Origin of the sequence: Streptomyces sp. NBC_01235, assembly GCF_035989285.1 — a bacterium.
Lineage (GTDB): Bacteria > Actinomycetota > Actinomycetes > Streptomycetales > Streptomycetaceae > Streptomyces.
Genome location: NZ_CP108513.1, coordinates 6,485,540 through 6,497,048, shown reverse-complemented (window position 1 = coordinate 6,497,048; position 11,509 = coordinate 6,485,540). Strand labels below are relative to the sequence as shown.

The following is an 11,509-nucleotide window of genomic DNA, read 5'->3' as shown; positions in this document are numbered from 1 at the left end:
CACGTCCGGCTGTCGGTGGCGGGGGCTACGGTTTGCCCATGGCTGCCCGTACGAAGACCACCAAGGACCGCCCGTCCTACCGCTGCACCGAATGCGGCTGGCAGACGGCCAAGTGGCTCGGCCGGTGCCCCGAGTGCCAGGCCTGGGGGACGGTCGAGGAGTACGGCGCGCCCGCGGTCCGTACGACGGCGCCGGGGCGCGTCACCACCTCCGCCCTGCCCATCGGCGAGGTCGACGGCCGTCAGGCCACCGCCCGCCCCACCGGTGTGCCCGAGCTGGACCGCGTCCTCGGCGGCGGTCTCGTACCCGGCGCGGTCGTGCTCCTGGCCGGTGAGCCGGGCGTCGGCAAGTCGACCCTCCTGCTGGACGTGGCGGCCAAGTCGGCGAGCGACGAACACCGCACGCTGTATGTCACCGGCGAGGAGTCGGCCTCCCAGGTCCGTCTGCGCGCCGACCGGATCGGCGCCATCGACGACCACCTGTACCTCGCCGCCGAGACGGACCTGTCGGCCGTCCTGGGCCACCTGGACGAGGTGAAGCCCTCCCTGCTGATCGTGGACTCCGTGCAGACCGTGGCCTCCCCGGAGATCGACGGAGCGCCCGGCGGCATGGCCCAGGTCCGCGAGGTCGCGGGCGCCCTGATCCGCGCCTCCAAGGAACGCGGCATGTCCACGCTCCTGGTGGGCCATGTCACGAAGGACGGCGCGATCGCCGGCCCCCGCCTCCTCGAACACCTCGTGGACGTCGTCCTGAGCTTCGAGGGCGACCGGCACGCGCGCCTGCGTCTGGTGCGGGGCGTCAAGAACCGCTACGGCGCCACCGACGAGGTCGGCTGCTTCGAACTGCACGACGAGGGCATCACGGGCCTCGCCGACCCGAGCGGACTTTTCCTGACCCGTCGTGCCGAACCGGTCCCGGGGACCTGTCTGACGGTCACCCTGGAGGGCCGCCGCCCTCTGGTCGCCGAGGTGCAGGCGCTCACCGTCGACTCCCAGATCCCCTCGCCCCGCCGTACGACCTCCGGCCTGGAGACCTCCCGTGTCTCGATGATGCTGGCCGTCCTGGAGCAGCGCGGCCGGATCAGCGCGCTGGGCAAGCGGGACATCTACTCGGCGACGGTTGGCGGGGTGAAGCTCTCGGAGCCCGCCGCGGACCTGGCGATCGCCCTCGCCCTGGCCTCCGCCGCGAGCGACACCCCGCTGCCCAAGAACCTCGTCGCGATCGGCGAAGTCGGCCTCGCGGGCGAGGTCAGACGGGTCACGGGCGTCCAGCGCAGACTCGCGGAGGCCCACCGTCTGGGCTTCACGCACGCGCTCGTGCCGACCGATCCCGGCAAGATCCCCGCGGGCATGAAGGTCCTGGAAGTCGCGGACATGGGGGACGCCCTACGGGTCCTGCCGCGCTCCCGTCGCCGAGACGCCCCACGGGAGGCGGAGGACCGCCGGTAGACTTTGCCCTGGTCTCGCCCGTCCGTACGAAACGAGTGCGCGAAACGGGAACCCCCAGACCCTGTGACCGGAGGAGTGCAGTGGCAGCCAACGACCGGGCGGCAGCTCCCGGAAAGTCCGGTGGGAGTTCCGGTGCCGACGGCCTGATGCGTGCCGCGCTGAGCGCGGTGGCTCCCGGCACGGCCCTGCGCGACGGCCTGGAGAGGATCCTCCGCGGCAACACCGGCGGTCTCATCGTGCTGGGCTCCGACAGGACGGTCGAGGCGATGTGCACGGGCGGGTTCGTCCTGAACGTGGAGTTCGCGGCCACGCGCCTGCGTGAGCTGTGCAAGCTCGACGGCGGCATCGTGGTCTCCTCCGACCTGTCGAAGATCCTCCGGGCCGGCGTCCAGCTCGTGCCGGACCCCATGATCCCCACGGAGGAGACGGGCACCCGGCACCGTACGGCGGACCGGGTCAGCAAGCAGGTCGGCTTCCCGGTCGTCTCGGTCTCCCAGTCCATGCGCCTGATCGCCCTGTACGTCGACGGCCAGCGCCGCGTCCTGGAGGACTCCGCGGCGATCCTGTCCCGCGCGAACCAGGCCCTGGCCACCCTGGAGCGCTACAAGCTCCGCCTGGACGAGGTCGCGGGAACGTTGTCAGCGCTGGAGATCGAGGACCTGGTGACGGTCCGGGACGTCTCGGCGGTGGCCCAGCGCCTGGAGATGGTCCGTCGCATCGCCACCGAAATCGCGGAATACGTGGTCGAACTGGGCACGGACGGTCGTCTGCTCGCCCTCCAGCTCGACGAGTTGATCGCGGGCGTGGAGCCCGAGCGCGAGCTGGTGGTCCGGGACTACGTTCCCGAGCCCACCGCCAAGCGCTCCCGCACGGTCGAAGAGGCGCTGTACGAGCTGGACGCGCTCACCCACGCCGAACTGCTCGAAATGTCCACGGTCGCCCGTGCGTTGGGCTACACCGGCTCCCCCGAGGCCCTCGACACGGCGGTGTCCCCGCGCGGCTTCCGCCTGCTGGCCAAGGTGCCGCGCCTTCCCGGCGCGATCATCGACCGCCTGGTGGAGCACTTCGGCGGCCTGCAGAAGCTCCTCGCCGCGAGCGTCGACGACCTCCAGACGGTGGACGGCGTGGGCGAGGCCAGGGCCCGGAGCGTCCGCGAGGGCCTGTCACGCCTGGCGGAGTCGTCGATCCTGGAGCGGTACGTCTAGATCCGCCCTGCAGCGGTACGCCCAAGTCCGCCCTGGAGCGGTACGTCCAGGTCGGTCCTGGAGCGGTTCCCCTAGTCGTCGTCCAGCACGAACGACGTCTGTGCCTTCGCGAACCCCGGAGCCTTCGCCTCCACCAGATACGTCCCCGCTCCGGCCGCCCCCGCCGGAGGTGTCGCGCACTCCGGGGCGCTCGGCTTGCGGTCCCACTTCAGGGTGTACGTGAAGCTGTCCCCGCCCGGCACCCGGTACAGCAGGCTCCCGGACCCCTTGGGGCAGTCCGCGGACGACCAGTAGTCGTCGTCGTTGCCCGCCTTGGTGATGGTCAACACCGCGGTCTTCGGCCCGAGATCGACCTTGCAGTCGCTTCCCGAACTGTTCTTCGCGGTCAGCAGGAAAGTGGGCGTCTGGTCCGGCGAGTAGGCGTTCTGGACGCTGCGCAGGCTCAACGTGACGACGCTGGGAGTGCAGTTGGGCAGTGTCGTCCCGGCCGGCAGGGTCGTCGCCGTACCGCTGCCGCTGCCGTTGGCGCTGTCGTCGGTGCCGGAGCCCGCCGAGCCGCCGTCCGAGCCGCCGGAGCCGGTGCCACCCCCGGAGCCCGAGTCCGACCCCGAGCCGGACCCGCTGGTGGAGCCCGCACTCGACTCGTCACGCCCGCCCGGGTTTTGGCTGATCGCGGGCCCTGATCCGGACGGACCCGGCGTGATGGAGGACGCGGGATTCTTGCCGTTGCCACCATCGGCACCGTTGTTCCCGCCACCCCCGCCCGAGGTCACCACCCACAGGATCAGCAGCGCCAACAAGGCGAACACGGACAGCAGTACGACCCTCCGTCGCCAGTAGATGGAGGAGGGAAGCGGCCCGACCGGATTGCGCAGAGATCCCACGGCGCAAACTGTACGAGAGATCGACGCGTTCGCTGGCCCCACCCGCCGCCGGGCGGACAACTTTTCCGGATCATCATTCCGGAAGCCACGGCTCCCGCACCCGACTTCGGCACGCGCGGCCCGCACCCCTTGACGATCGCACCCGTTGCACCTCTGGCCATGGCCATGGCCGCGGCACGCGCGCTCCCGGCACCGGACCCGGTCGAGTGGCGGTACGCGCGCGTGCCCCGGTGCGCATGGCAGGATCGGAAGGGCTATGACTGCGCCCACGAAGCCCCCGTACAGCAGCCCCGCCCGCGCCGGCGCCGACGCCTCCGGAGCGGACCTGCACTCCCCGGTGATCGACTGGTTCGACGACAACGCCCGCGACCTGCCCTGGCGGCGCCCCGAGGCCGGCGCGTGGGGTGTGATGGTCAGCGAGTTCATGCTCCAGCAGACGCCGGTCAGCCGCGTCCTGCCGGTCTACGAGCAGTGGCTCGCCCGCTGGCCGCGCCCCGCCGACCTGGCCGCGGAGGCCCCCGGCGAGGCCGTACGCGCGTGGGGGCGGCTCGGCTACCCGCGCCGCGCCCTGCGACTGCACGGCGCCGCGGTGGCGATAACGGAACGGCACGGCGGCGACGTACCGTCCGACCACACGCAGCTTCTCGCGCTGCCCGGCATCGGCGAGTACACGGCCGCGGCCGTCGCCTCCTTCGCGTACGGCCGGCGACACGCCGTCCTGGACACCAACGTCCGCCGCGTCTTCGCGCGCGCCGTCACAGGCGTGCAGTACCCGCCCAACGCCACCACGGCCGCCGAGCGCAGGCTGGCCCGCGCCCTGTTGCCCGACGACGAGCCGACCGCGGCGCGCTGGGCCGCCGCGTCCATGGAGCTCGGCGCGCTCGTCTGCACGGCGAAGAACGAGACGTGCGCACGCTGCCCGATCGCGGCGCTGTGCGCGTGGCGGCTCGCGGGCAAGCCGGAGCACGACGGGCCGCCGCGCCGCGGCCAGACCTACGCCGGCACGGACCGGCAGGTCAGGGGCAAGCTGCTCGCCGTCCTGCGGGACGCGCACGCGCCCGTGCCGCAGTCGGCCCTCGACCGTGTGTGGCACGAGCCGGTGCAACGCGCGCGGGCACTGGACGGCCTCGTCGCCGACGGACTCGTGGAACCACTGCCTGGCGGGCTGTACCGCCTGCCGCTGACCTGACACACGGGCCCGGCATACGAGCCCCACGCGCGGGCCCGACACAGGACTTGGCACAGGCACGCGCGCAGGCCTGACACACGGTCATTTCACAGACAGACGGCTACGTCACGGCCGACGACAGGCCTTTGTCACACTCAACCGACGGATAAATCAACCCATATACAGATCATTCAGCCCGGCCCCTTACCCCGAACCCATTTCCGTTACACAACCGACGGACAGCTGAGGGCTAGCCGCAGGCTGCTTCGGACAGCGCCGTGACAACACCTCCGTAGCTTCATCTGCGTACCCGGCGGGGACCGACGGGCCACAGACCACAGCAGTGAACCGGCGGCGACAGTCCGCCGGAACGGGGAATCGGAGGCGGTTGACCATGGCGCAGGGCGAGGTGCTCGAGTTCGAGGAGTATGTCCGCACCCGGCAGGACGCGCTGCTGCGCAGCGCCCGGCGGCTGGTCCCGGACCCGGTCGACGCGCAGGACCTCCTGCAGACCGCCCTGGCCCGGACGTACGGCCGCTGGGACGGCATCGCGGACAAGCGGCTCGCGGACGCCTACCTGCGCCGGGTCATGATCAACACGCGGACCGAGTGGTGGCGGGCCCGCAAGCTCGAGGAAGTACCCACCGAGCAGCTCCCGGACGCCTGTGTGGACGACTCCACCGAGCAGCACGCGGACCGCGCCCTGCTGATGGACGCGATGAAGGTGCTCGCTCCGAAGCAGCGCAGTGTCGTGGTGCTGCGACACTGGGAGCAGATGTCCACGGAGGAGACGGCCGCCGCCCTCGGCATGTCGGCGGGAACGGTCAAGAGCACGCTGCACCGGGCGCTCGCCCGGCTCCGCGAGGAGCTGGAAGCCCGCGATCTGGACGCACGCGCGCTGGAGCGTGAGGAGCGGGAGCGTTGCGCGGCGGCCTGACCGAGGCCGGGCCATCATCGGCCCGAGGCACCATCCAGGCGGCGATCACGGCGATGTCCGTGCTCGCCGCCCTCGCCCTTTTCGTCTCCGCCTGCGCAACCGGCGGCACCGGTGCCCGTGACGAGGGCCCGGCCCACGCCGAGGCGGTGGCGGGCGCCACAGCCTCGCCCTCGGCCGCCCCCACCGACACCCCCGACCGGGCGGACGCGGTCCGGCTCGTCAAGGACGACCCCGCCGTCTCGGCGGAGGTCAAGCGCGAGCTGAAGCCGTGCGTCGGCGACGAGTACCCGGTCGACGTCTCGTACGGCAACCTCACCGGCGGCTCCGGCAGCGACCTCATCGTCAACGTGCTCACCTGCGGTGACGCCGTCGGCGTCGGCTCGTACGTGTACCGGGAGAACGACGACGGCTACGAGAACGTGTTCAAGGCCGAGGAGCCACCGGTCTATGCGGAGATGGACCGGGGCGACCTGGTGGTGACCAAGCAGGTGTACGAGAAGGGCGACCCCGTCTCCAGCCCGTCCGGTGAGAACGTGATCACGTACCGCTGGGCGTCGGGCCGCTTCATGAAGGAGTTCAGCTGGCACAACGACTACAGCAGCGTCGTCGGCGGAGAACCGACGATGGCGCCGGAGGCCGGCTGACCTGCCCGGGATCGGCCGGCCGAAAAATTCTTCCGGCAGTGTGAACCGATCGGGCCGGTCGTTCCGATCAATGGGTGTCGGGCGAGGCGGGCCGCACGAGAAATGAACGCTCGCCGCGCTCCGGGCGTCCACTCAAGGGGCACCCTCGACAGGAGACCGACAGCCTGGCGGACCGCAGACTGGCAGACCCCAGAATTGACGGACCCCAGACCGCCGGACGGCAGACCGACGATCGACGACCGACCCGCATACGAAAACGCATACGAGAACTGAGAGCACCGGGATGGCAGACCAGACCCACGTCCTCTTCGTCGAGGACGACGACGTCATCCGCGAAGCCACCCAGCTCGCCCTGGAGCGGGACGGCTTCGCGGTCACCGCGATGCCCGACGGCCTGTCGGGCCTCGAGGCGTTCCGTGCCGACCGCCCCGACATCGCGCTGCTGGACGTCATGGTGCCCGGCCTGGACGGCGTGAGCCTGTGCCGGCGCATCCGGGACGAGTCCACCGTGCCGGTGATCATGTTGTCGGCGCGCGCCGACTCCATAGACGTCGTCCTCGGCCTGGAGGCCGGCGCCGACGATTACGTGACCAAGCCCTTCGACGGCGCCGTGCTGGTCGCCCGGATCCGCGCCGTGCTGCGCCGCTTCGGTCACGCGGGCGGCGGCGACCGCACCGAGCCCGCCGCCTCCGCCGCCGGTGGTGTGCTGACCTTCGGCGATCTGGAGGTCGACACGGAGGGCATGGAGGTGCGCCGGGCCGGGCACCCGGTGGCGCTGACCCCGACCGAGATGCGCCTGCTGCTGGAGTTCTCCTCCGCCCCGGGCACGGTCCTCTCACGCGACAAACTGCTGGAGCGGGTGTGGGACTACGGCTGGGGCGGCGACACCCGGGTCGTCGACGTCCATGTGCAGCGGCTGCGAACGAAGATCGGTCAGGACCGTATCGAGACGGTCCGCGGCTTCGGCTACAAGCTGAAGGCCTGAGCGGGGCAGGGGCAGGAGTATGCGGGGGATGATCCGGCAGCTGGGTCCGGCTCGCACGGAGCGCATGGGCATCCGTACGGGTCTGCGGTGGAAGCTGAGTGCGGCGATCGCGCTGGTCGGCGCGCTGGTGGCGATCGCGCTCAGTCTGGTCGTGCACAACGCCGCCCGCGTGTCCATGCTGGACAACGCGCGCGACCTCGCCGACGAGCGCGTCCAGATCGCCCAGCGCAACTACGAGGCGTCGGGGAGGCCGAACTTCCACTTCCCCAACATCAAGATCGACGACTCCAACCTGCCGCCGGCGCTGCGGGATAAGGTTCAGGAGGGCCGCCGGGCCACCTTCGTCTCCGACCGCGCGGGCGGGGTGCCGGACATCTGGGCGGCCGTGCCGGTCAAGGACGGGCATGTGCTGTCCCTGCACACCGGGTTCACCGACCGCAGCACGGACATCCTCAACGATCTCGACCAGGCCCTGGTGATCGGCTCCATCGCGGTCGTCCTCGGCGGCAGCGCGCTCGGCGTGCTCATCGGCGGACAGCTCTCGCGCCGGCTGCGCAAGGCGGCCGCCGCTGCGAACCAGGTCGCCAAGGGCGAGTCGGACGTCCGCGTGCGGGACGCCATCGGCGGGGTCGTGCGGGACGAGACCGACGACCTGGCGAGCGCGGTGGACGCCATGGCGGACACACTGCAGGAACGGCTGGAGGCCGAGCGCCGGGTCACCGCCGACATCGCGCACGAGCTGCGCACCCCGGTGACGGGACTGCTGACGGCCGCCGAGCTGCTGCCGCCCGGCCGGCCGACGGAGCTGGTCCTGGACCGGGCGAAGGCCATGCGCACCCTCGTCGAGGACGTGCTGGAGGTGGCCCGCCTCGACGGCGCCTCGGAGCGGGCCGAGCTTCAGGACATCGTGCTGGGCGAGTTCGTGGCCCGGCGGGTGGCGGCCAAGGACCCGGACATCGAGGTACGGGTGGTGCACGAGTCGATGGTCACGACCGACCCCAGGCGTCTGGAGCGGGTCCTGTTCAACCTTCTCGCCAACGCCGCCCGGCACGGCAAGCCGCCGATCCAGGTCACCGTCGAGGGCCGGGTCATCCGGGTCCGCGACCACGGCCCCGGTTTCCCCGAGGACCTGCTCGCCGAGGGGCCGAGCCGCTTCCGCACCGGCAGCACCGACCGCGCCGGGCACGGCCACGGGCTCGGCCTCACCATCGCGGCGGGCCAGGCCCGCGTCCTGGGCGCCCGGCTGACCTTCCGCAACGTACGGCCTGCGGGCGCTCCGCAGCACATACCCGCCGAGGGCGCCGTCGCCGTCCTGTGGCTGCCCGAGCACGCGCCGACGAACACGGGAAGCCACCCGATGATGCCGTGACGACGGCCAGTGCCGTGACGACGGCGTGTGGGGCCAAGGGGGCGTGACCGCGAGGGCCTCAGCCGAAGTCCTTCGAGAAGTCGAGCTCTTCGCTGCGCTGAGTCAGTGAGTACCAGTTGCCGTTGTCGTCGCGGAAGATCGCCTCGATGCCGTACGGCCGCTCCTGGGGCTCCTGGAGGAACTCGACGCCCCGCGCCTTGAAGGTCTCGTAGTCGCCGCGGCAGTCGTCGGTACGGAACGCGCCCGCGCCCAGGGCGCCCTTGCTGACGAGCTTCTTCAGCGCCTCGGAGGACTCGGGGTCGAGGCCGGGCCCGTCAAGACTCATCAGGGCAAGCTCCACCCCGGGCTGGTCCTTGGCTCCGACGGTGATCCAGCGCATCTCCCCCATGGAGACGTCATCGCGCACCTCGAAGTCGAGCTTCTCGGGCGGTCAACCACGTCCGCGAGAGCGGCGCCGACTCAGGCGCAAAGGGCGAAGGCCCCCGGGGCGGACACCGCCGGAGGCCTTCGGTCACTGGCAGGTCAGACTGTCTCGACCATGGTCGGCGGCACGGCGGCCGTACCGTCGGTCGCCTCGTCCGCCTTCTGCGGCCCCGCTCCCTTGAGCGGAACCTCCTTCACGAACACCGCCGCCACCAGCGCGGCCACCGCCACCACGGCTCCCAGCAGGAACGCCGAGTGCGTGCCGGCCGACACCGCGTGCTGATAGGCCTCCCGCGCCGCCACGGGCAGCTTGGCCAGGCTGGCCGCGTCCAGCTGCGCGGACTGCTCGGTGATCTTCGAGCCCAGCGCACCGGCCCGCTCGGACATGACGTCCTGGACCCGGTTGTTGAACAGCGCGCCCATGATCGCGACGCCGAAGGAGGAGCCGAGCGTGCGGAAGAGGGTGGTGGACGAGGACGCGACGCCCATGTCCTTCATCTCGACGCTGTTCTGCGCGACCAGCATCGTGATCTGCATCAGGCAGCCCATGCCGAGTCCGACGACGGCCATGAACACACCGGAGGTGAATCGGCTGGTCCCGGTGTCCATCGTCGACAGCAGGTACAGGCCGATGACCATCAGGACGCTGCCGACGACCGGGAAGATCTTGTACTTGCCGCTGTTCGTGGTCACCCGGCCGGCCACCATCGAGGTGACCAGCATGGCGCCGAGCATCGGCAGGAGCAGTAGCCCGGAGTTGGTCGCGGAGGCGCCCTGCACGGACTGCTGGTACAGCGGCAGGAAGAGGGTCGCGCCGAACATCACGAAGCCGGTGATGAAGCCGATGAGCGACATCAGGGTGAAGTTGCGGCTGCGGAAGATGTGCAGCGGCACGATGGGCTCGGCGGCCCTGGTCTGCCAGTACACGAACCCGATGAGCGAGGCGACGCCGATCCCGATGAGCTCCATGATCCGCGCGGACGTCCAGGCGTACTCCGTGCCGCCCCAGGTGGTGACGAGGACGATGGAGGTGATGCCGACGGTCAGCAGCACGACGCCGAGGTAGTCGATGCCCGCCTTCGCCCGCTTCTTCGGCAGGTGCAGAACGACGCTGATCAGGGCCAGCGACACCGCGCCGAGCGGCAGGTTGATGTAGAAGGACCAGCGCCAGCCCCAGTTGTCGGTGATGGTGCCACCGACGAGCGGGCCGCCGATCATCGCGAGCGCCATGACGCCGGCCATCATGCCCTGGTACTTGCCGCGCTCCCGCGGCGGGATCAGGTCGCCGATGATCGCCATGACGCCGACCATCAGACCGCCCGCGCCAAGGCCCTGGATCGCGCGGAAGCCGATCAGTTCGCCCATGTTCTGGGCCATGCCGCTGAGCGCGGAACCGATCAGGAAGAGCACGATCGAGGACATGAAGACGCCCTTGCGTCCGAACATGTCGCCGAGCTTGCCCCAGATCGGGGTGGAGGCCGCGGTCGCGAGGGTGTACGCGGTCACCACCCAGGAAAGGTGTTCGAGCCCGCCGAGTTCGCCGACGATCGTCGGCATCGCCGTGCCCACGATCATGTTGTCGAGCATCGCGAGCATCATCGTGATCATCAGCGCGAGCAGGACGACCCGTACGCTCCTGGGTGGTTTCTCCGCCCCGGTCTCCGCTGTCTTTGTGTCCGCCATCTTCCCCACTCCCCTGGGTACTCCCCCCGACCGGCTACTTACTTGCCGCCCGGCTAGTTCACTACACTGGGGAAAGTAGACCTGCCACTAGCCGGGCGTCAAGTAAGTTCCCGCCTCGAACTAGCCGGACGGCAAGTAAGTTCCCGCGGGAGCTCTAGGAGTACGAGGATGGACGTCACCATGGACGGCACCAAGCAGCAGCGCCGCGGCAACACCCGCCAGCGCATCCAGGACGTGGCGCTCGAACTCTTCGCAGAGCAGGGCTACGAGAAGACCTCCCTCCGCGAGATCGCGGAGCGCCTCGAGGTCACCAAGGCAGCCCTGTACTACCACTTCAAGACCAAGGAAGAGATCATCGTCAGCATCTTCAGGGATCTGACGAAGCCGATCGAGGACCTGATCGAGTGGGGCAAGAGCCAGCCGCACACCCTGGAGACCAAGCGGGAGCTCATCCGGCGCTACAGCCAGGCCCTCTCCGAGGCGAGCCCGTTCTTCCGCTTCATGCAGGAGAACCAGGCGACCGTGCGGGAACTCCAGATCGGCGACTCGTTCAAGGACCGCATGCGCGGTCTGCGCGACATCATCATCGACCCGGACGCCCCCCTCACCGACCAGGTCCGCTGCGTGAGCGCCATCTTCACGCTGCACGCCGGCATGTTCTTCCTGCAGGACCTCGAAGGCGACCCCGAGGACAAGCGGAAAGCCGTCCTCGAGGTCGCCGTGGATCTGGTGACGCAGGCGCACCAGGGCACCTGATCACATC

Annotated in this window: 10 protein-coding genes and 1 pseudogene; 8 read left to right on the top strand and 3 right to left on the bottom strand. The window is 70.4% G+C overall.

The features are described from left to right. Nucleotides 1-38 precede the first annotated feature (38 nt). A complete protein-coding gene (gene radA, locus OG289_RS29075) occupies nucleotides 39-1,448 on the top strand; it encodes a DNA repair protein RadA (RefSeq protein ID WP_327316998.1) in 1,410 nt (469 codons plus the stop codon). A gap of 80 nt (nucleotides 1,449-1,528) precedes the next feature. Beyond that, nucleotides 1,529-2,653 carry a DNA integrity scanning diadenylate cyclase DisA gene (disA, locus tag OG289_RS29070; RefSeq protein ID WP_327316997.1) on the top strand — a complete coding sequence of 375 codons (1,125 nt, stop codon included), beginning with the start codon at nucleotides 1,529-1,531 and terminating at the stop codon, nucleotides 2,651-2,653. A gap of 71 nt (nucleotides 2,654-2,724) precedes the next feature. On the opposite strand, the gene OG289_RS29065 is transcribed toward disA, so the two are convergent. Then, nucleotides 2,725-3,537, bottom strand: a complete 813-nt coding sequence (locus OG289_RS29065) for a hypothetical protein (protein ID WP_327316996.1) — start codon at nucleotides 3,535-3,537, stop codon at nucleotides 2,725-2,727. A 256-nt stretch (nucleotides 3,538-3,793) separates the two neighbouring features. Between OG289_RS29065 and OG289_RS29060 the strand changes: the two genes are divergently transcribed. From OG289_RS29060 to cseC, 5 genes are all read left to right on the top strand, one after another. After that, the gene (locus OG289_RS29060) at nucleotides 3,794-4,726 is read left to right on the top strand and encodes an A/G-specific adenine glycosylase (protein ID WP_327316995.1); all 933 of its coding nucleotides are present in this window, start codon (nucleotides 3,794-3,796) and stop codon (nucleotides 4,724-4,726) included. 373 nt (nucleotides 4,727-5,099) lie between these two features. After that, nucleotides 5,100-5,642 (top strand): SigE family RNA polymerase sigma factor, encoded by a 543-nt coding sequence (locus tag OG289_RS29055; protein WP_069773156.1) that lies wholly within the window; start codon nucleotides 5,100-5,102, stop codon nucleotides 5,640-5,642. Further along, nucleotides 5,627-6,286 (top strand): hypothetical protein, encoded by a 660-nt coding sequence (locus tag OG289_RS29050; protein ID WP_327316994.1) that lies wholly within the window; start codon nucleotides 5,627-5,629, stop codon nucleotides 6,284-6,286. The genes OG289_RS29055 and OG289_RS29050 overlap by 16 nt, the downstream gene beginning before the upstream one ends. 283 nt (nucleotides 6,287-6,569) lie before the next feature. Further along, entirely contained in the window at nucleotides 6,570-7,271 is a 702-nt protein-coding gene (gene cseB / locus OG289_RS29045; protein ID WP_327316993.1) for a two-component system response regulator CseB, read from the top strand. Nucleotides 7,272-7,290: 19 nt separating this feature from the next. Continuing rightward, nucleotides 7,291-8,640, top strand: a complete 1,350-nt coding sequence (gene cseC / locus OG289_RS29040) for a two-component system sensor histidine kinase CseC (RefSeq protein WP_327316992.1) — start codon at nucleotides 7,291-7,293, stop codon at nucleotides 8,638-8,640. Between the two features lie 58 nt (nucleotides 8,641-8,698). Here the strand turns inward: cseC and OG289_RS29035 are convergent. Continuing rightward, a pseudogene (locus tag OG289_RS29035) lies at nucleotides 8,699-9,064 on the bottom strand (VOC family protein); the annotation flags it as partial. A 98-nt stretch (nucleotides 9,065-9,162) separates the two neighbouring features. Continuing rightward, nucleotides 9,163-10,746, bottom strand: coding sequence for an MDR family MFS transporter (locus OG289_RS29030; protein ID WP_327316991.1), 1,584 nt, complete (start codon nucleotides 10,744-10,746; stop codon nucleotides 9,163-9,165). Nucleotides 10,747-10,914: 168 nt separating this feature from the next. Here OG289_RS29030 and OG289_RS29025 point away from each other — a divergent pair, with 168 nt between their 5' ends. Further along, complete coding sequence (locus OG289_RS29025; RefSeq protein WP_327316990.1) at nucleotides 10,915-11,502, top strand: TetR/AcrR family transcriptional regulator; 588 nt, start codon at nucleotides 10,915-10,917, stop codon at nucleotides 11,500-11,502. The last annotated feature ends 7 nt before the right edge of the window (nucleotides 11,503-11,509 follow it).